The organism is uncultured Winogradskyella sp. (assembly GCF_963975125.1).
Classification (GTDB): Bacteria; Bacteroidota; Bacteroidia; order Flavobacteriales; family Flavobacteriaceae; genus Winogradskyella.
In genome coordinates, this window is record NZ_CAXBGB010000063.1 from 1 (window position 1) to 18,383 (window position 18,383).

The following is an 18,383-nucleotide window of genomic DNA, read 5'->3' on the forward strand; positions in this document are numbered from 1 at the left end:
GATGATCCAACAGAGATAGTTATTGTACCAGATCCTAGTATTAGTTTAGTTAAAACAACATTATCATTAGTAGATTCAAATGGAGATGGAATCGCAGGAAGTATAGATGATTTTATTTCATATGTATTTGTTGTAGAAAATACAGGAAATGTAACCTTAACGAATATCGAAGTTCAAGATGTGTTACCAGGCTTAAATTTAATAGGTGGACCTATAGTTCAATTGATACCTGGAGAAGTTGATAACACAACATTCACAGCAACGTATCAAATTACACAAGCGGATTTAGATATAGGTAGTGTTACAAATTCAGCGACAATAAGTAGTGAAGCACCAAGTGGTGATATAGGCGATCCATCAGATGATATTACAGATACGAGTGATGACCCTAATGACGATGGCAACAACGATAATAATGGTGATGGTGAACCAGATGATCCAACAATAACACTTGTAAATTCTATCTACGACTTAGAGGTTGATAAAATTGTGAACGAATTACAACCAGTAGTTGGTGATGAAGTGACATTTACCATAGAAGTTTCTAACATTGGAAATGTAACAGCAACCGATGTTGTTATAAGTGAGCAAATTCCTAATGGTTATGTATTTGTCTCTTATATATCTACTACCGGAACTTATTCAGAGTTTGATGGTGAATGGACTGTAGGTCAATTAAATCCTGATCAGGTAGAGATACTTGAGATTACTGTAGAAGTATTAGGGTTTGGAGATTATTTAAACACAGCTTTTGTAAGTAGTTCAGTAGGTGGTGTGGATATAAATCCAGGAAATGATGATGATGATGCAGCTGTTGACCCAATTTGTTTAACAATTTATAACGAGTTCTCACCAAATGGTGATGGTGTAAATGAAACCTTCGTAATCGATTGTTTAGAACGATTTACTAATAACAAACTAGAAGTCTATAATAGATGGGGTAATATTGTCTATTCTAAAAAAGGCTACTTAAATGATTGGGAAGGAACTTCTAATGGAAGAACAGTAATTAATCAATCTGATAAATTACCAGTAGGAACATATTATTATGTACTAGACTTAGGTGATGGTTCAGAACCTCGCGTTGGATGGTTATATATAAACAGATAAAACTAATTAACACTGAATTATAAAATATATTAAAATGATACATAAATCATCACTAATAAAAGGATTAATAGTTTTAGTATTTATACTAATTAGTGCTAGTAGTTTTGCACAGCAAGATCCACAGTACACACAATATATGTACAATACATTAAGTGTTAATCCGGCCTATGCTGGTCAGCGAGAGACACTAAGTGTTGTTGGTTTGTATAGATCACAATGGGTTGGTATTGATGGTGCACCACAGACACAATCTTTAGGAATTCATACACCATTACGTAACGAACGTATTGGATTAGGACTAAATATTGTACGTGATGCCTTAGGGCCAGCAACAGAAACATTTGTAGATGCTAACTTTTCATATACAATTCCATTAAATGCAAATGATTTAAAATTGTCCTTTGGTTTAAAAGGGGGATTACAAATGTTAGACACAGACTGGAGTAAAGGTCGTTTCCAAGATCCAGATGTCCTGTTTAATAATAACCTAAATCTTATATCGCCGATGGTTGGTGCTGGTTTATACATGCACACACGCAAATGGTATTTAGGTTTAGCGGTTCCTAATTTTTTAAAAACTGAGTATTATGATGACTTTCAAGAATCTGTTGCTACAGAACGTATGTACTTCTACTTTATTGGAGGTTATGTATTTAACTTAAGTGAGACAACAGAATTTAAGCCAGCATTCTTAGTTAAAGGAGTATCTGGTGCACCATTGATAGCAGATATCTCTGCTAACTTTTGGTTTCAAAAGAAACTTACAGCAGGTTTAGCTTGGAGGTGGGATGATTCTGTAAGTGCTTTGGTTGGACTTCAAGTTACACCAGGTATGTTTGTTGGATATAGTTATGATATGACTACAACAGGATTGAATAACTATAACAGTGGAACACATGAGGTCACTTTAAGATTTGAGGTTAAAAAATTAGGTAGAATATTATCACCACGTTTCTTCTAAAAAAAAAGATTATGAAAACACTATCAAAATATATAGTACTAGCATTTGTAATTGTGTGTTCTTCGACGGCATTTGCTCAGACAGGAAAAATACAAAGTGTCAAAGATGACTACAAAGATTTTGCTTATGTAAAAACGAGTGAAGTTTTATTAGAAGTAGCTAATAAAGGTTATAAATCTGCAGATTTATTTCAGAAATTAGCTAATTCCTATTATTTTAATAATGATATGGAAAACGCTTCGAAATGGTATGGTGAATTAATGGTTCTTAATGAAGTCATTGATCCAGAATACTATTTTAGATATGCTTTAGCTCTTAAAGGGATTAAAGATTATGAAAGTTCTGATGAATGGATGAAAAAATTCAACCAACTTAAACCAGACGATTTAAGAGGAAAAGCTTTTTTATCTAAAGTAGATTATAAATCAGCTATAGAAGAACTAAGTAGGGATGATATTGAGCTTATTAATTTAGAGTTTAATACAGAACTTTCTGATTTTGGGACTACAGAATATGAAAACGGAATTGTATTTGCTTCTGCCAGAGGTGGAGGGAGAAAATACAGATGGAATGAAGAACCTTATCTAGATTTATTTTCGGTTGAAAAAACTGATGATGGAACTTATGGAGAGGTAAAAGAAATCAAGGGAAAGGTAAACACGAAGTTCCACGAGTCTAGTGCTGTATTTTCGCCTAATGGAAAATACATGTTCTTTACAAGAAATAACTATTTCAAATTAAAGTATAAAGAAGATGGCACTGGGATTAACAGACTACAATTATACAGAGCAACATTAAGTGAAGATGGTACTTGGGATGAAATTCATAAAATTCATTTTAATAGTGAAGATTATAGTGTAGCTCATCCAGCATTAAACTTAGCAGGCTCTAAATTATACTTTGCGTCAGATATGCCAGGTACTTATGGACAGTCTGATATCTTTGTTGTAGATGTAAATGAAGATGGCACATTAGGTGAGCCAGAAAACTTAGGTTCTGCAATAAACACAGAAGGACAAGAGTCTTTTCCTTTTATGAATACTAATGGTGATTTATATTTTTCTTCAAAAGGTTATCCGGGTTTAGGAGGTTCTGATGTGTTTAAATCTGAAGAATTAGATCAGAAAGTACAAGCAGGTTCTAATAGAAATTTCCCAATTGAAAATGTTGGAAAACCAGTAAATAGTGCTTATGATGACTTTGGTTATTTTGAAAACTTAGTAACAAAACGTGTTTATTTCAGCTCTAATAGAGTTGGAGGAAGAGGAAGTGATGATATCTATACTTTCGAAGTTCCAGAATGTGAACAATTAGTAGCAGGAACAGTACAAGATAAAAATACAAACGAGTTAATCCCAAATGCAACCGTTATCTTATTTGATGGTGAAGGTAACGAAATAGAGCGCAAAACTGTTGGTGCAGATGCGGCTTTTGAATTTAACTTAGAATGTGAAAAAGAGTATTTAGTTAGAGGTGAAAGAGAAACGTTTTCATCTGACGAAAAACGATTTACAACACCAAATAAAAAGCAAGAATTAAAATTACAATTAATATTAGAGAAGGATGAAATTGAAATCGAGCCTTGTGATGATTTAGCTAAGATTCTAGACATTCCAATTATCTATTTCGACTTTGATAAATTCAACATTAGATATGATGCAGAAATCGAATTACAGAAAGTATTAGCTGTATTGAATAAATATTCAACGATGAAAATTGATATTCGTTCACATACAGATTGTAGAGCAACGTATGCCTATAATCTAAGACTTTCAGAAAACAGAGCGCAATCTACACGTCAGTATTTAATTGATAACGGTATTGCTGCAGACCGTTTAACAGCAAAAGGTTATGGAGAGTCACAATTGGTTAACGATTGTGGATGCGAACCAACCAATGAGTCTAGTTGTTCTGAAACAGAACACCAATTAAACAGACGTAGTGAGTTTATTATTACCAGTATTAATGGTAAGACTTGTGACGACAAAGAATAGTCACAAGCTTAAATAACATATACTAATAGCCGTTTAATTTTTTAAACGGCTATTTTTTATGAAATCATTTACCTTTTTTACAGCATTAGGTGTTAATTTTGTTATATGACAGAAGAACAAGTCATCTTAGTAGATGAAAATGATAACCAAATTGGTTTAATGCCAAAAATGGAAGCTCACGAGAAAGCAGTTTTACATCGTGCATTTTCAGTATTCATTTTTAATAACAAGAATGAATTAATGCTTCAACAACGTGCTAGGCACAAATACCATTCACCAGGTTTGTGGACAAATACGTGCTGTAGTCATCAACGAAATGGTGAAAGTAATTTAAAAGCTGGGAAGCGTCGTTTGCAAGAAGAAATGGGATTTGTTACAGATTTAAAAGAATCGACTTCTTTCATATACAAAGCACCATTTGATAATGGTTTAACTGAGCATGAATACGATCATATATTGATTGGTTATTTTGAGGATGAGCCAAGCATTAATGAAGATGAAGTCGCAGATTGGAAATGGATGGATCTTGAAGTTGTAAAAGTAGATATGGCTTTACATCCCGAAAATTATACTGCATGGTTTAAGATTATATTTGAAAAGTTTTACGAATTCATAAATGTCAATAAATGAAAGTGACCGTACATAGAAAAGCACATTTTAATGCAGCACACAGACTTTACAGAAAAGACTGGAGTTTCGAGAAAAATGATACTGTTTTTGGTTTATGTAATAACCCAAACTTTCATGGTCATAATTATGAATTAGTTGCGAGTGTTACTGGAGATATTGACCCAGAAACAGGCTATGTTATTGATGTAAAGATTTTAAAAGACATTATTAAGTCTGAAGTCGAAGATGCTTTCGATCATAAAAATCTAAATGTTGAAGTTCCAGAATTTCAAGATTTAAATCCAACGGCAGAAAATATTGCAGTTGTTATCTATAATAAAGTAAAAGCAAAGCTAGATTCTAAATTTCATTTAGAAATTACACTTTATGAAACTCCTCGTAACTTTGTAACGTATTCAGGAGAATAATTTATATGAAAAACCTTTTATACCCATTACAGTTGCAGCCCATTTTAAAAGACAAAATTTGGGGAGGAGAAAAACTCAACCAATACTTTAATAAAGAGTCTGGTTCTAAAATTTTAGGTGAGAGTTGGGAAATAAGTACAGTGCCAGAAGACGTTTCTATTGTATCTCATGGATCACTAAAAGGTAAATCACTTCAAGAAATTTTAGAGACTTATAAATCTGATTTATTAGGAGTAAAAAATTATAAACGTTTTGGTAATAACTTTCCGTTACTCATAAAATTTATAGATGCCAAACAAGATTTAAGCATACAGTTACACCCAAATGATGCATTGGCTAAAAAACGCCACAATTCTTTTGGTAAAACAGAAATGTGGTATGTAATGCAAGCTGATGAAGATGCGAATCTTATTGTTGGATTTAATCAAAAAATAGATAAAGAAACATATCTAAAACATTTACAAGATAAGAGCCTAACTAAGATTTTAAATTTTGATAAAGTAAAAGAGGGAGATACTTATTTTATAGAAGCTGGTCGTGTCCATGCGATTGGTGCAGGTGTGCTTTTAGCAGAAATTCAGCAAACCAGTGACGTAACCTATCGAGTATATGATTGGGATAGAGTAGATGCAGAAGGTAATGAGCGAGAATTACATAATAACATTGCTATAGATGCCTTTAATTTTAATTTAAAAAATGATTTTAAAGTAGAATACAAAAAGAAAAAGAATGCTTCAAATGAATTGGTAAGTTGTCCATTCTTTATTACAAATTTTATCGAAATTGATATGAAGTTAAAAAAGGAAAACACAAAAGATTCATTTATAATTTATTTGTGTGTAGATGGTGAAGTTGAAGTTTCAACAGTTAATTCAAATGTTACTATATCCAAAGGAGAAACTATATTGATTCCCGCTGCAATTAAAACTTATAATTTAAAAGCTGATTATGCAAAACTGTTAGAAGTTTACGTTTAAAACTTCAAATAAATTCAATTAAATAACTAAAAGGATTTAGTACTTTTGCACACATAAAAATAAAACTATTATGGCTAATAAAAGAGATTTAAAAAAAGATATAAACTACGTTTTAGGAGATATCATTGAAGCAGTTTACGTTTGGGAACTGTCTAATACTGAAAAGCCAACCAAAGAAAGTGATGCTATTATTGATGAAGCTATCATTACGTTTGATGAGCTTATTACACGTGTAAACGACAGAAGTATAGAAGATAAAAAAGCACATTTTAAGACTATTAACAGTGACCTAGAGTCTAAAGGTAGAGGGCTTATTGAAAAAATCAACAAATTGAAATAAAATAGACAGCAAATTTTAACTTCGTGTTTTAATTTGCTTCTGTTTTTTGCCGATGTTGCTCAGCTGGCTAGAGCAGCTGATTTGTAATCAGCAGGTCGTTGGTTCGAGTCCCTCCATCTGCTCTAAATTAAAATCTAGTCTTGTAGAGATTGGGTTTCTTGTATTATAAATTAGCCATGCTAAAAAAGGTTAGAATGATAAAACAAGGTTGTTTTATTCCTCAGACTTTCTATTAGCAATCACTTCATCTAATTTCTTCCCATAAATCGAATTTTTAACCGTATTAGTTAAGCCATTGTAAATTGAATCGATATAAATTGGGTTAGCAGCTGGAATCTCATACAATGCTAGATAAGGTGCAATTTCACTATCCTTATTATTCAGGGCAAACTGAATAGTGTATGAATATTTACGTTTTATAAGTCGTTCTGATTGTCTATTTAAAGAATCAACCAAAATGCTGTCTTGAGTTTTTTGTGCGATAAAATTAGCCTCAATAAGTTCTAAATTTTGATTATTGAATTGTGATATAATTTTCAAATAATTTTCTAATAGTTTTTGTTGTTTAGAACCTGTAATTTTCGCATCAAAATTAAAATTCTTTAATGTAGTACTGATTTCTGTAACTCCTTTATCTGCAAAAAAAGGAATGTAGTGCTCTTCTCCATCATTTTTAAACAATTTTAAATATAACAAAATAGGTTCGTCTAAATTGGTTTGTAAGGTAAACTCTGGTTGGCCAGCTATTACTATAGAATCTAAATCTATAATAGAAGTAGAGTCACCATTCTTTTGAAGATAAACCACTCCTTTTTTAAGTCCTTTTACACTGCCTTTTAAGGTAAAGTTGGCTTCCTTATCTTTACCACAAGAAACTACTATTATTGCTAAAAGTAATAGACTTAGGACTTTATTTAATTTTGTCATGTTTTGCTTAGATTATTAGGTGCAACTTCGCAATTATGCTACGTTGAATATAGATGCGCAAATATCTTATAATAGTTTTACAATTACTAGCCTGCTGCAGCTAATTCCATTAAAATTGTACTGCCTATAGCAGCAATAGTACCAACGGCATAACCAAAAACAGCAAGTAATACACCAACAGTGGCTAAAGATGGATGAAACGCAGATGCAACAATAGGTGCAGAAGCTGCACCACCAACATTTGCCTGGCTACCAACTGCTAAAAAGAAATACGGTGCTTTAATTAGTTTAGCAACAAAAATTAAAAGAAATGCATGAATACTCATCCATACGACTCCAATAGCTATAAGTCCAACATTATCAAAGATGAGTGCTAAGTCCATTTTCATACCAATAGTTGCTACGAGTATGTAAATAAAAACACTTCCAAATTTACTTGCACCAGCACCTTCATAATTTTTTGCTTTTGTATTTGATAAGAGTATAGCAATAAAGGTAGAAATACTAATCATCCAAAAGAATTTTGAGCCTAAGAATGTGAATATGTTTCGGGTTGTAGGTGACTCAATACCTGAGACAATACTTTCAAAAAGAGGCGCTAAGTAGTTTGCACATAGATGAGCAATACTTACAGTTCCGAAGGCGATGGCACAGATTATCATTATATCAGTAAGCGATGGATTCCGTTTTACTTTTTCTGAAAATGTAGACATTTTTTCTTTAAGTTCTTCAATCGACGTTGTATCTGCTTTAAACCATTTATTAATGCGATTCCGTTTTCCTATTCCTATTAAAATAATTGCCATCCAAATGTTAGCAACTACAATATCTACAAACACCATTTGGCCATATTTAGCTTGGTTGTAACCGTAAATCTCTAACATTGCGGTTTGGTTAGCTCCTCCACCAATCCAACTTCCTGCAAGTGTAGAAAGTCCTCTCCATACAGCATCTGGTCCAATACCACCAACAGTTTCTGGTGAAAAAGTGGCTATCAATAGAATGGCAATTGGTCCTCCGATAATGATTCCTATGGTACCTGTAAAGAACATAACAAGTGCTTTCCAACCTAAGTTAAAAATCGCTTTTAAATCGATACTCAAGGTCATTAAAACCAGAGCTGCAGGTAATAAGTAACGACTTGCAACATAATATAAACTCGTGCTATGTTCTGTAATAGCACCTGTTTCGGATACGGTTGTCCATTCTGGCGAAATTAAACCTGTTGTTGTTAGAATAGCAGGTAACATGTAAGCCATAAATAATCCAGGTACTATTTTGTAAAACTTTGGCCAAAAGCCAGTTTTTATAGATTCGGTTAAAAACACGAAACCTAATGCTAGCATTAAGAGGCCAAAAACAATAGTGTCATCGGCAAAAATTGGTGTATTGTCCATAGTTAGGGTTATTTAGTGCCCGCAAAATACCAAAATAAAGCGCATAAAAAAAGTGATTATTTCTAATCACTTTTCATCTTTTGGTTTGTCTTTCTGTTTTGGTTGCCTATTGTGTTCTTTTAAATACTGCATCAGTATCCATTCTATATGACCATTGGTACTGCGAAATTCATCTGATGCCCATTTTTCAATGGCTTTCAGCATGTCTTCATTGATACGAAGTGCAAATGCTTTTTTCTTAGACATTGTTGTGTTTTATTTAGTTTTTACCGGTTTTTATCACGCTCAAAAATAATAAAAGGTGAATTTTGCCCAACATGTTTTACTTCCCAGCCTTCACGTGCATATTGGTTTAAAAGATCTTCATATTTCTGAAATCTATTTCTTAAAGCTAGTTTTGGTTGAATTACTTTATATTCTTTCATGTATTGATATCTATTGTTTTTTATGATCAAACTTATACTGAACTTAGTACAAGCATGGAACATCTATATAAATTTATCTGTGTGTGACTTTCTAATTTTTTAATATTAGATGTTTCTCATATTACTCTTCTGTTTTATCGTCTTTAAAAACAACTAGAGCTAAAATTACACCCAATATTAATCCTATTATTAAGCCATATATTAAGCCCATAGCTACATTATCAATTACAGCACCAATGGTTATGCCAATACTAGTCCCAAAGGCACTCCCTAAAGCAATACTATATATCTGTTTATTATTCATCTTAGTGATTTAGTGTTCCTGTATTAAGAACAGGTGATGCATCTTTATCTCCACAAAGAACAACCATTAGGTTACTTACCATAGCAGCTTTGCGCTCGTCATCTAAATCAACAACATTTTTTTTACTGAGTTGTTCTATTGCCATTTCTACCATACTTACAGCACCTTCTACAATTTTATGTCTCGCGGCAACAATTGCTGTAGCTTGCTGGCGCTTAAGCATCGCATTAGCAATTTCTTGTGCATAAGCCAAGTAACCAATACGAGCTTCTAGTACTTCTATACCAGCAATGGATAAACGTTCGTCGATTTCTTTTTCTAAAGCAGTACTAACTTCATTTACACTAGAGCGCAATGTAATATCTTCAACATGGCCTTCATCTGCAAAATTATCGTAAGGATACATGCTTGCTAACTTACGCACTGCTGCATCAGTTTGTACACGTACAAAGTTTTCGTAATTATCTACATCAAAAGCCGCTTTGTAAGTATTCTGTACACGCCAAACTAAAATAGTGCTGATCATTATTGGGTTACCTAATTTATCATTAACCTTTAGGCGTTCACTATCAAAGTTACTAGCTCTTAAAGAGATTTTCTTTTTGGTATAAAATGGATTTACCCAATAGAATCCATTTTTTTTAATAGTACCAACATATTTTCCAAACAGGAGTAATACGCGCGAGCCATTAGGTTGTACCATTAAAAAGCCAAAGGCTAAAACTATTGCTGTTACAATTCCAAATATAGACCAACCTGTTTCTGTTATTGGAACAAGTGCAATGCTTCCAAAGAATAGTATTAAAAATATAAATAGCATTAAGTAGCCATTTGCTGGGACGATGATTTTTTCTTCTTTCATAAGTTCGAAATTTAATTGATTAACATTTTTCAATTTATTATAATATTAAAATGATATCATAAAGATATAACATATAAGTATAAGAACAAGTATTTTTGTTACAGTTTTATAAAAAAAAATAAAAAATAAAGTTTGGCACGCCATTTGTGTTATACTAAGCGTAATGAATATTACGATAGTTACCATCGGTAACACTACTACAAAATCGTTTCATTACATTGGTTGGTTAGTTAGAAAAAAGCATCTCGTGGTTGGGATGCTTTTTCATTTTATGGCTATTTTGAATATTGATTTAAGACTTAATAAACTCAGTAATACTGATAATTAATTGAGGTGAAATAGATCTAAACGATTCGTTATAAGATTTAGAATTTTCTAAGTCATCACCTTTAATCTCAAATAGAACATGATTCATGTTTTCTATAATAGTTAATATCGCCTTTTCGTTAGCTTCTTTAAGTAATCTTGCTTCACTTTTAGAAACCTGAAGATCTTTTGTGCCATTAATAAGTAGAATTGGCATGTCTAGTTCTTTAATAGCTTTAGTTGGGCTGTACGTCATCCAATTAATCATAAAAGGCTGAATATCTGTATTAAAAACTGAGGCTAAAGCTGCAGGATAATCTGTGGTTGTTTTTCCTTCTTTTAATTTATCTACAACTTTTTGAGCTTCTTCACCTAGCTTTGGTGCCATTTTGGTTACTTGTTCTACCAGAACGTCACCAATGTTTTGTCCAGCTCCTGCTAATGATATAAAACCATTAGCTTTACCTTTAGCTGCTAGCATTCCAACCAAACTCCCTTGGCTATGGCCAATCACATAAATTTTTGAGTAGGTGTATTTTTCTTTTAAAAAATCAATAACAGCTGATGCATCACTTACAAAATCATCAAACATCATGTCTTTATCTACTTTACCATGCTGTATTTGTTTTACAATGCGCTTATCATATCTAAATGTAGCAATCCCATTGTTAGTTAATCCTTCGGCTAGTTTTTTGAGTGAATTGTTTTTAAGAAAATTCTGATTTCCATTGCGGTTAGTAGGACCAGAACCTGCTATTAGTATTGCTAAAGTCGATTTTTCATTGTCTATAGGACTTAATAATGTACCATCAATCCATTTTGTAATAGATAGTTCTTTTTCGTTATATGTCTTTTCTTGACAAAAGCTTATTGAAGCGACTAAACATATAACCAGAAATAAATAAGACTTCATTTTAAATTTTTTATTGCGTTTAAAGTTAATTCATATAGAATTGAAACTTAAAGTTTGAAACAAATTTTATCCCAATTTATTATACTAAACTAGATTTTTTCTTTTTACTGACCCGCATTTAATCGATGAAATACACTATTTCATCTTAAAATGTTAAAATATTATGTATTTCGTCGATTAATATTGTTTTTAGGCGATGTAATTGAAATTGAATTATATATTTGAAGTGTACTAAGAATTTAGTTTTTAGTTCAATGGATTAATTAATTAATATTTGCATTATGTTGTGTTGACTTAGAGACCCTAAATCTACTATCATAGTAAAAAAGCAAATTAGAAAAGCCGAGATTGAGGGATCTCGGCTTTTTATTTTTTATACTTTAATTAGTTTTCTAAATGTGAGTTTAATTCTAGGTTCAACTTGCTTTTTTGTCTTTGCAATTTGGTGCAACCAATGTTGTTGCATTTCGCCTTCCATTATCAATAGACTTCCGTGATCTAAATTAAGTTTATGTCTTTGCTCCTTTATAGATCTATGCTTAAAATAAAATGGACGTGTTTCACCAAAACTAACTGAAGCAATAACAGGATTTTTGCCTAACTCTTTTTCATTATCTGCATGCCAACCGTTACTATCATTACCATCTCTGTATAAATTAATTAAAACGGTGTTGAATTTATAGTGTGCAGTGCCTTCAACACGTTGCTTAATAGTTTTTATATTAGGTGTGAAAGGTTTTGGGTGCATTACATTATTAGAGTAACCATAAGGCTGGTTCGTTTCTCCAAAAAGAGCTGTTAATCTTGGCTGTTTGTCGGTTTTTCCGAAAACAGTAATATCATCGTGTCGCCAATTGGTATCAGTTTCTATAATCTTGAAATAGGAATCTGCTTCTTGCTTTGAGAAGAAATTAGGAATGTAGATGAGTTCTGCATTTGGAAGATTAAAATGTTGTTTCTTTTCCGAAAACAAGTCCATAGCATAATTTTTGTCTAAATTAGTGCATACAATTGAAACGAGCATATTCATAATTTTATCCTTTACGAAAAAGGATTAATAGCGAACAGCATGTGACCATTAAAATAGGCAAAACACATGAATTATAAATCACTTATATATTTAGCTTGCTTAGCTTTATTCATTTTTGGTTTTAATCAGAAGAAGGATTTGCCTGATGGATTTGTGTATGTAAAAAGTGTTATTCCTGTTTTAGATGTAGAATTACGATACTACAGTACAAACAATTTTGTTGGTGATACTATAGATGGTTACAAAGCCAATGAGCTCATTCTCACCAGAGCTACTGCCAAAAAATTGAAACTTGTACAAGATGAGTTACAAAAACAGAACCTTTGTTTAAAAGTTTATGATGGTTATAGACCACAACGTGCTGTAAATCATTTTATGCGATGGGCAAGAGTGTTTAATGATACCATTAATAAATCGCAATTCTATCCAGATGTTGCTAAGCGAAATTTGTTTAAAGAAGAATATATTGCCACGCGGTCTGGTCATAGTAGAGGGAGTACTTTAGATTTAACCATTTCTTATGGTGAAACAGGAGAACCTTTAGATATGGGAAGTCCTTATGATTTTTTCGGACAGCAATCTTGGGTAGATTATGACAATATAACTGAGCAACAAAAAGCAAATAGACAATTACTACAAACTGTTATGTTAAAACATAACTTTAGAAATTATCCAAAAGAATGGTGGCATTTCACCTTACGTTGGGAACCTTTTCCTGAAACTTATTTTGATTTTGAGATAGAGTAAAATTTAACGATAAAACCAAGTCCAATTGACTCAGTCATCCTTAAAGGTCTTGTAAGTGAGACCAATACCATAATTATTAAGGTCTTTGTCTAATAAACTCGATTTAAAACCATTTCCTTTTTCAAATTTCAACCAATTATTACCGCTAATAAACACGCGTTTTATGTAAGTGTTATTAGTTTCAATTTCATCTGTAAAAGGTAAAAGTGGTCTAAAATTAGTCGGGATTTTAACCATACCATTTTTAGATTCAATCTCTTTATACTTTTTGTTAGGTAATAACTTTCCAGCCTTATTTGCGTAACCCATGACTTGTAGTGATACAAAAAAACCATTTTCTGGTATATAAATATCATAATCCTCTACATTAAGCTGGTGCGCGTCACCATCTTTTTCAGTAGCTCTAAATACAATAGTTTCGTAAGTGAGTACTTTGCCAGGAACTCCATCATTATTGGCATAAAAATTCACCTTAAATAGGGTCGAAAACTTTTTCTTCTCACTATTAGAACGTTTTCGTTTTTTCCAATCTTTAGATTCTAGTGCAATAGGAAATTGTACACTAGACAATTTTTGATCTTTAGTTGTTGTTTTAGGAAAATAGACAGCGATTTCAGATTCTATTGTTGGTAACCAACAGTTATAGTAATCATCATCTAAATAAGGTTTAAGCGTTTCCTTTTTAAACTTTCTATTGAGTTTAGCACCAACGATGACTTCATCTAACTCATCTGCCTGTGGTTGTAATAATAATTCAGTCCCAATGTTTTGAGTTGATATATTCAGATCCTTAAACCCTAAAGCAGATATAAACAATGAATCAATATCTGGATAGAGTTTCTTTGTAAAATAAAAGTTGCCTTCGTCATCTGCAAAAAGACCATTACCATTACCAAAAGAGATGGTTGCATAGCTCACTGGGTATTTGGTAATACTATCCATAACGGTTATCTGAGCAAAAGATAATTGCCCAATAAATACTAAAATAAATAAAATCTTATGCATGGTTAAGCTTATAGATTTTAAATATACATTATTTATGCCATAAAAAAACGCCTCATAAAATGAGGCGTTTTTCTAATTGATTGATTGAGTTTTTTAATCCTCTAGTGCTTTTCTAGTTTGTGTAAAGCCTACATATAGACCTAAACCAGCCATTAAGAAAATCAGTGCAGGATAAACAGCATCATCGTCTAGATTAGAATATGTATCTAAAATATTAGCGATAAATACGCCTAAACCTATACCCATTAAAAGAAAGGCAAGGTTAATAACGATAACTTTCCAAGAAGATCCTGATCGTTTACCTAAGTTAAAGATACTTGCATCTGCTCCTTTTTCGATAAGTGCTAGTCGCTCTTTGTTTCGAGATGAGATGTATAAATAAAATACACCAAAGATTGCTGCGAAAAGTGTGATTGGGATGATTATTGCTCCTGCGTCCATAATTGTTTGTTTTTAATTGATTATTTTTAATTTGTTCATAGCTTATGACGACAAGTCTTGAATGGAGGTTACAATTATTTCAAAAAAAATATTTTTTAGTCAATTTGTGTAACCTATTATTATATAATGTCGTCTTAAATACAAATGACCACCAACGACGATCAAAAATTAATCGAATCCATTAAAAATGGCGACACTAAGGCATATACGCAATTAGTGAATCGTTATAAGGATTTGGTCTTTACTTTGGCATTACGTATGTTAAAGCATAGAGAAGAAGCAGAAGAGGTGGCACAAGACACATTTATAAAGATATTTAAGTCTTTAGATAAGTTTAAAGGCGATTCTAAATTTTCTACTTGGATTTAGTGACTTATAATACCTGTTTAGATCGTATAAAAAAGAATAAGAAGCATTTAAATGATGTAGCTATAGATGAGTTTACTTTTAATAAATTAGATGCTATCGATAATGCATTAGATAATTTAATTAAAGAAGAGAAACACACGCTGATTAAAAATTGCATAAACAAATTACCAGAAGATAGTAGTGCGTTACTAACGTTATTCTATTACGAAGAATTATCTTTAGATGAAATATCAAAGATTATTAATATAGAAGCTAATACGGTTAAAGTTAAGCTCTTTAGAGCAAGAAAAAAGTTAGCAGTTATTTTAGAACAGTATTTGCAACCTCAAAACAATATGAGTTATGGAACGCGATGAGAAAAAAATAGAAGCATTTATAGATAAACTATTATCTAATGAAGTTTTAGAACAACCATCATTTGATTTTACTGATAAAGTAATGTCAAAAGTTGAATCTATTCCTAGTGTTACAGTATATAAACCCTTAATAACAAAATCTGTTTGGACATTTCTTATTCTAGGTTTTGTTCTGTTAGTAGGTTATGTGATTTTAAAAGAGCCTTCAGGAAATAACAGTTGGATTGACAGGCTTAACTTATCAAGTGTTTCTAATCCTTTAGAAAATATTGCATTTAACTTTTCTAAAACTTTAACATATGCAATGGTATTATTGACAATAATGTTAGGTATTCAAATACCATTATTAAAGCACTATTTTAATAAGCGTATGGCTTATTAAACTTAGCTATTAATTAAGGTTTTAGGATAGAGATTTAATAAATCTCTATTTTTTTGTACTATTTTGAAACCCTTCTACTTTTTATTCGTTTTTATAATAGAAACTGCTAACCAATCAAATGCAAAACCAAAAAAGTTTAATCACCGCATGTAAAAAAGGCAACCGAATCGCCCAAATGCAGATTTATGATAGCTATTGCCAAGCGATGTTCACTATTGCGTGTCGTTATTTGAAAAATGAAGAAGATGCTAAAGATGCGATGCAAGAGGGATTTTTAAAGGCGTTTACACATATTGAAATGTATAAGCCAGAAGCAACTTTTGGTGCTTGGTTAAAACGAATTATAATTAATCAATGTTTAGATGTACTAAAGAAAAAACAATTAGAATTTGCCGATGTTGAGGTTTCTGAATTGAGAATAACAAATGAAGATAATTGGCATTTTGATAGCTCTATTTCTAAGTCAGAAATTCTAAAAGCAATTGAGCAATTAAATCAAAAATATAAGATAGTTATAAAATTATACCTCATAGAAGGTTATGATCACGAAGAGATTTCAGACATATTAGAAATCCCAATTAAAACCTCACGAACACATCTAAGGCGAGGAAAATTAAAATTACAAGATCTTTTAAAACAAAAGTACAATGAAACGAGATATTAGAGATTTATTTAAGGAGGAAGGAGACTTAAAAAAACTTCCTAAAAATCATAGAACAGCATTTTTAGAAAAGCTAAAAAATAAACCAACTAAAAAGAGAGCATCTTTTGCGTTGCTAAAAGTAGTAGCAGTTTTACTGGTGGCACTTTCTATTGGATTAAGTTTGTTTTATGATAAACCAGAAGTCACGAATGTATCACCAATGATTGCACAAATTGAAGCTGTAGAAGCTGAGTATTTAGCAAGTATTAAAGCCGAGTGGGAGAGTTTTATAGCAATCGCAGAAGATGAAATACTCGTCACTCGATTTAGAAAAAAACTCGATGAATTGGATAAAGATTATAAAGATATAGCCCTGCAATTTAAAGAAGATACAGACAATATATTGGTTGTAGAATCTTTGGTTGAAAATCTTCAAAACCGACTTCAAATTTTAAAGGACATACAAGCACACATCAAAATATTAAATCAAAAAAACGAACAAAATGAAAACACTATTTAATATTATAGTTTTGATGCTTATCACATCATGGACTTTTCAGGCACAAACAGAAATAGAAACACTTTACAGTAAGAGTTATGAGACAAATGTAAACACTACGGCATTGTTAGAATTCAAGGGTAGTTCTGTAGAAATTTATAAATCACCAGACGATAAGTTTCATATTGAATATATAGTTGAGTTTATAAACTATCCTAATCGAAAGAAAAAAGTAGTTAGAGAAAAAGTAAACATAGAATCGAACCTTGTAAATAATCAGATTACATTAATTGACAATTCTAAGTTTAGTATGTACCGGTTTTTTCAGTTCAAAACTATTTCAAGTTCGCTTTATTTGAGAAATCAATCAGCTGTTACTTCTCATTTTTACAAATCGGAAGAAGCTTTTTTAAATGAGATAATTGAAGTTACAAAACCGACACCATTTTATATAAGGTACATTCAAAACTCAAATCATCTTGATGAAAATGAAAAGAAAAAATCGATAGAGAGGTATAAGAATAGGAAACATAAAAAGTACAAACAAACTATTAAGATTAAAGTGCCTAATAATTTAAGTTTAACAATAAACGCTAAAGCATCAACGATTAGAATACAACAAAATTTAGAAAATCAAATTTCTCTTAGAGCTGATGGAGGTAAAGTGTATGCTAATAATTTAAACAACAGTGATAATGTAATTAAACTTAAAGATGCTCCTTTAATTGCAAACTCTATTAATGGTGGAGAATTGATTTTGGATAATTCGAAGCGAACAATTATTGGTGAATTGAAAAATGTCAAATTGAATTCAGAATTTTCGCAACTTGAAATTGGTAAAATCGATACTAATGTAGTAATAGCAGATTTCACAAGTAAGTATCTTATTCATAATTTTTCAAACGATTTTAAAACCTTAAATATGAATACAGAATATTCGGAAGTCAATTTGTTTCTCCCAAAAAACGGAGGTTATCAACTCACTACTTTTGGTAATTACACAAAGCATTTTGTAGATAATAAGGCCGTTGATTTTCCTGTTGAAAAAAACAATAGCAACACTAAAATGCTAGACTTAAATAATAAAGGAAATGACAATAGTCTTAGTAATATTTCTATTACTGCTATTAATGGTATTATTAGGGTTACCAAAGAGGATGTCATAAATTTTGGAAGCTAAATTATAAGACCTCAAAAGTTTTTTTAAAACCTTTGAGGTCTAAATGTTATTTCGGATTGTTGCTAATGTAACGTCAAGGTATTAGTATCTAAAGATTCTTCTTAATACCAGCGCTTTTTCTTCTTTTTAGAAGCTTCACTTTTACGTCCTTTTTTATACTTGCTCCCTTGCTTTTTAT

The 18,383-nt window shown here is 31.5% G+C and carries 24 protein-coding genes; 14 read left to right on the plus strand and 10 right to left on the minus strand.

Annotation, left to right across the window (positions count from 1 at the left end; genetic code table 11):
• From AAC053_RS09960 to AAC053_RS09990, 7 genes are all read left to right on the plus strand, one after another.
• The coding region (locus AAC053_RS09960) for a gliding motility-associated C-terminal domain-containing protein (protein WP_339755837.1) at positions 1 to 1,110 on the plus strand (1,110 nt) is incomplete at its 5' end.
• A 34-nt stretch (positions 1,111 to 1,144) separates the two neighbouring features.
• On the plus strand, positions 1,145 to 2,071 hold the full coding sequence (locus AAC053_RS09965; protein WP_339755839.1) for a type IX secretion system membrane protein PorP/SprF: 927 nt from the start codon (positions 1,145 to 1,147) through the stop codon (positions 2,069 to 2,071).
• Positions 2,072 to 2,082: 11 nt separating this feature from the next.
• Positions 2,083 to 4,065, plus strand: a complete 1,983-nt coding sequence (locus tag AAC053_RS09970) for an OmpA family protein (protein WP_339755840.1) — start codon at positions 2,083 to 2,085, stop codon at positions 4,063 to 4,065.
• Positions 4,066 to 4,170: 105 nt separating this feature from the next.
• A complete protein-coding gene (gene idi, locus AAC053_RS09975) occupies positions 4,171 to 4,695 on the plus strand; it encodes an isopentenyl-diphosphate Delta-isomerase (RefSeq protein WP_339755841.1) in 525 nt (174 codons plus the stop codon).
• Positions 4,692 to 5,102 carry a 6-carboxytetrahydropterin synthase gene (locus AAC053_RS09980; RefSeq protein ID WP_339755842.1) on the plus strand — a complete coding sequence of 137 codons (411 nt, stop codon included), beginning with the start codon at positions 4,692 to 4,694 and terminating at the stop codon, positions 5,100 to 5,102. The genes idi and AAC053_RS09980 overlap by 4 nt, the downstream gene beginning before the upstream one ends.
• A gap of 5 nt (positions 5,103 to 5,107) precedes the next feature.
• Positions 5,108 to 6,079 carry a type I phosphomannose isomerase catalytic subunit gene (locus tag AAC053_RS09985; protein WP_339755844.1) on the plus strand — a complete coding sequence of 324 codons (972 nt, stop codon included), beginning with the start codon at positions 5,108 to 5,110 and terminating at the stop codon, positions 6,077 to 6,079.
• Between the two features lie 70 nt (positions 6,080 to 6,149).
• Positions 6,150 to 6,419, plus strand: a complete 270-nt coding sequence (locus tag AAC053_RS09990; protein WP_339755846.1) for a hypothetical protein — start codon at positions 6,150 to 6,152, stop codon at positions 6,417 to 6,419.
• A 213-nt stretch (positions 6,420 to 6,632) separates the two neighbouring features.
• Here AAC053_RS09990 and AAC053_RS09995 read toward each other — a convergent pair whose 3' ends face one another.
• From AAC053_RS09995 to AAC053_RS10030, 8 genes are all read right to left on the minus strand, one after another.
• Positions 6,633 to 7,346 (minus strand): DUF4369 domain-containing protein, encoded by a 714-nt coding sequence (locus AAC053_RS09995; protein ID WP_339755848.1) that lies wholly within the window; start codon positions 7,344 to 7,346, stop codon positions 6,633 to 6,635.
• A gap of 86 nt (positions 7,347 to 7,432) precedes the next feature.
• Entirely contained in the window at positions 7,433 to 8,743 is a 1,311-nt protein-coding gene (locus AAC053_RS10000) for a DUF819 family protein (protein WP_339755850.1), read from the minus strand.
• Between the two features lie 66 nt (positions 8,744 to 8,809).
• A complete protein-coding gene (locus tag AAC053_RS10005) occupies positions 8,810 to 8,989 on the minus strand; it encodes an Arc family DNA-binding protein (RefSeq protein ID WP_339755852.1) in 180 nt (59 codons plus the stop codon).
• A 20-nt stretch (positions 8,990 to 9,009) separates the two neighbouring features.
• Positions 9,010 to 9,168: a DUF4177 domain-containing protein gene (locus tag AAC053_RS10010; RefSeq protein ID WP_339755854.1), complete on the minus strand. Its 159-nt coding sequence runs from the start codon at positions 9,166 to 9,168 to the stop codon at positions 9,010 to 9,012.
• Between the two features lie 121 nt (positions 9,169 to 9,289).
• On the minus strand, positions 9,290 to 9,472 hold the full coding sequence (locus AAC053_RS10015) for a hypothetical protein (protein WP_339755856.1): 183 nt from the start codon (positions 9,470 to 9,472) through the stop codon (positions 9,290 to 9,292).
• Position 9,473: 1 nt separating this feature from the next.
• Complete coding sequence (locus tag AAC053_RS10020; RefSeq protein ID WP_339755858.1) at positions 9,474 to 10,334, minus strand: SPFH domain-containing protein; 861 nt, start codon at positions 10,332 to 10,334, stop codon at positions 9,474 to 9,476.
• 292 nt (positions 10,335 to 10,626) lie between these two features.
• Complete coding sequence (locus tag AAC053_RS10025; RefSeq protein WP_339755860.1) at positions 10,627 to 11,553, minus strand: alpha/beta hydrolase; 927 nt, start codon at positions 11,551 to 11,553, stop codon at positions 10,627 to 10,629.
• Between the two features lie 373 nt (positions 11,554 to 11,926).
• The gene (locus tag AAC053_RS10030) at positions 11,927 to 12,577 is read right to left on the minus strand and encodes an alpha-ketoglutarate-dependent dioxygenase AlkB (protein WP_339755862.1); all 651 of its coding nucleotides are present in this window, start codon (positions 12,575 to 12,577) and stop codon (positions 11,927 to 11,929) included.
• A 72-nt stretch (positions 12,578 to 12,649) separates the two neighbouring features.
• Between AAC053_RS10030 and AAC053_RS10035 the strand changes: the two genes are divergently transcribed.
• On the plus strand, positions 12,650 to 13,330 hold the full coding sequence (locus AAC053_RS10035; RefSeq protein WP_339755864.1) for a M15 family metallopeptidase: 681 nt from the start codon (positions 12,650 to 12,652) through the stop codon (positions 13,328 to 13,330).
• A gap of 30 nt (positions 13,331 to 13,360) precedes the next feature.
• Here the strand turns inward: AAC053_RS10035 and AAC053_RS10040 are convergent, their stop codons facing one another.
• Both AAC053_RS10040 and AAC053_RS10045 read right to left on the minus strand, forming a co-directional pair.
• Positions 13,361 to 14,335 carry a hypothetical protein gene (locus tag AAC053_RS10040; protein ID WP_339755866.1) on the minus strand — a complete coding sequence of 325 codons (975 nt, stop codon included), beginning with the start codon at positions 14,333 to 14,335 and terminating at the stop codon, positions 13,361 to 13,363.
• Between the two features lie 93 nt (positions 14,336 to 14,428).
• Positions 14,429 to 14,776: a DUF6249 domain-containing protein gene (locus AAC053_RS10045; RefSeq protein ID WP_339755868.1), complete on the minus strand. Its 348-nt coding sequence runs from the start codon at positions 14,774 to 14,776 to the stop codon at positions 14,429 to 14,431.
• 144 nt (positions 14,777 to 14,920) lie between these two features.
• Between AAC053_RS10045 and AAC053_RS10050 the strand changes: the two genes are divergently transcribed.
• From AAC053_RS10050 to AAC053_RS10075, 6 genes are all read left to right on the plus strand, one after another.
• A complete protein-coding gene (locus AAC053_RS10050; protein ID WP_339755870.1) occupies positions 14,921 to 15,145 on the plus strand; it encodes a sigma-70 family RNA polymerase sigma factor in 225 nt (74 codons plus the stop codon).
• On the plus strand, positions 15,145 to 15,501 hold the full coding sequence (locus AAC053_RS10055; protein WP_339755880.1) for a sigma-70 family RNA polymerase sigma factor: 357 nt from the start codon (positions 15,145 to 15,147) through the stop codon (positions 15,499 to 15,501). Before AAC053_RS10050 ends, AAC053_RS10055 begins: the two co-directional genes overlap by 1 nt.
• Positions 15,488 to 15,883: a hypothetical protein gene (locus AAC053_RS10060; RefSeq protein WP_339755872.1), complete on the plus strand. Its 396-nt coding sequence runs from the start codon at positions 15,488 to 15,490 to the stop codon at positions 15,881 to 15,883. The genes AAC053_RS10055 and AAC053_RS10060 overlap by 14 nt, the downstream gene beginning before the upstream one ends.
• A gap of 118 nt (positions 15,884 to 16,001) precedes the next feature.
• The gene (locus AAC053_RS10065; RefSeq protein ID WP_339755874.1) at positions 16,002 to 16,547 is read left to right on the plus strand and encodes a sigma-70 family RNA polymerase sigma factor; all 546 of its coding nucleotides are present in this window, start codon (positions 16,002 to 16,004) and stop codon (positions 16,545 to 16,547) included.
• A complete protein-coding gene (locus tag AAC053_RS10070; RefSeq protein ID WP_339755876.1) occupies positions 16,531 to 17,046 on the plus strand; it encodes a hypothetical protein in 516 nt (171 codons plus the stop codon). Before AAC053_RS10065 ends, AAC053_RS10070 begins: the two co-directional genes overlap by 17 nt.
• Positions 17,030 to 18,205 (plus strand): hypothetical protein, encoded by a 1,176-nt coding sequence (locus AAC053_RS10075; protein WP_339755878.1) that lies wholly within the window; start codon positions 17,030 to 17,032, stop codon positions 18,203 to 18,205. The genes AAC053_RS10070 and AAC053_RS10075 overlap by 17 nt, the downstream gene beginning before the upstream one ends.
• Positions 18,206 to 18,383: the final 178 nt, after the last annotated feature.

What these genes read in the sequence shown, in the direction of transcription:
- AAC053_RS09990 (WP_339755846.1), top strand. Translation starts at nt 6,150, where the DNA reads ATGGCTAATAAAAGAGATTTAAAAAAAGATATAAACTACGTTTTAGGA.
- AAC053_RS09995 (WP_339755848.1), bottom strand. Translation starts at nt 7,346, where the DNA reads ATGACAAAATTAAATAAAGTCCTAAGTCTATTACTTTTAGCAATAATA.
- AAC053_RS10020 (WP_339755858.1), bottom strand. Translation starts at nt 10,334, where the DNA reads ATGAAAGAAGAAAAAATCATCGTCCCAGCAAATGGCTACTTAATGCTA.
- idi (WP_339755841.1), top strand. Translation starts at nt 4,171, where the DNA reads ATGACAGAAGAACAAGTCATCTTAGTAGATGAAAATGATAACCAAATT.
- AAC053_RS10030 (WP_339755862.1), bottom strand. Translation starts at nt 12,577, where the DNA reads ATGCTCGTTTCAATTGTATGCACTAATTTAGACAAAAATTATGCTATG.
- AAC053_RS10010 (WP_339755854.1), bottom strand. Translation starts at nt 9,168, where the DNA reads ATGAAAGAATATAAAGTAATTCAACCAAAACTAGCTTTAAGAAATAGA.
- AAC053_RS10075 (WP_339755878.1), top strand. Translation starts at nt 17,030, where the DNA reads ATGAAAACACTATTTAATATTATAGTTTTGATGCTTATCACATCATGG.
- AAC053_RS10035 (WP_339755864.1), top strand. Translation starts at nt 12,650, where the DNA reads ATGAATTATAAATCACTTATATATTTAGCTTGCTTAGCTTTATTCATT.
- AAC053_RS09980 (WP_339755842.1), top strand. Translation starts at nt 4,692, where the DNA reads ATGAAAGTGACCGTACATAGAAAAGCACATTTTAATGCAGCACACAGA.
- AAC053_RS10005 (WP_339755852.1), bottom strand. Translation starts at nt 8,989, where the DNA reads ATGTCTAAGAAAAAAGCATTTGCACTTCGTATCAATGAAGACATGCTG.
- AAC053_RS10040 (WP_339755866.1), bottom strand. Translation starts at nt 14,335, where the DNA reads ATGCATAAGATTTTATTTATTTTAGTATTTATTGGGCAATTATCTTTT.
- AAC053_RS10065 (WP_339755874.1), top strand. Translation starts at nt 16,002, where the DNA reads ATGCAAAACCAAAAAAGTTTAATCACCGCATGTAAAAAAGGCAACCGA.
- AAC053_RS10060 (WP_339755872.1), top strand. Translation starts at nt 15,488, where the DNA reads ATGGAACGCGATGAGAAAAAAATAGAAGCATTTATAGATAAACTATTA.
- AAC053_RS10070 (WP_339755876.1), top strand. Translation starts at nt 16,531, where the DNA reads ATGAAACGAGATATTAGAGATTTATTTAAGGAGGAAGGAGACTTAAAA.
- AAC053_RS10045 (WP_339755868.1), bottom strand. Translation starts at nt 14,776, where the DNA reads ATGGACGCAGGAGCAATAATCATCCCAATCACACTTTTCGCAGCAATC.
- AAC053_RS10015 (WP_339755856.1), bottom strand. Translation starts at nt 9,472, where the DNA reads ATGAATAATAAACAGATATATAGTATTGCTTTAGGGAGTGCCTTTGGG.
- AAC053_RS09985 (WP_339755844.1), top strand. Translation starts at nt 5,108, where the DNA reads ATGAAAAACCTTTTATACCCATTACAGTTGCAGCCCATTTTAAAAGAC.
- AAC053_RS09965 (WP_339755839.1), top strand. Translation starts at nt 1,145, where the DNA reads ATGATACATAAATCATCACTAATAAAAGGATTAATAGTTTTAGTATTT.
- AAC053_RS10050 (WP_339755870.1), top strand. Translation starts at nt 14,921, where the DNA reads ATGACCACCAACGACGATCAAAAATTAATCGAATCCATTAAAAATGGC.
- AAC053_RS10000 (WP_339755850.1), bottom strand. Translation starts at nt 8,743, where the DNA reads ATGGACAATACACCAATTTTTGCCGATGACACTATTGTTTTTGGCCTC.
- AAC053_RS10025 (WP_339755860.1), bottom strand. Translation starts at nt 11,553, where the DNA reads ATGAAGTCTTATTTATTTCTGGTTATATGTTTAGTCGCTTCAATAAGC.
- AAC053_RS09970 (WP_339755840.1), top strand. Translation starts at nt 2,083, where the DNA reads ATGAAAACACTATCAAAATATATAGTACTAGCATTTGTAATTGTGTGT.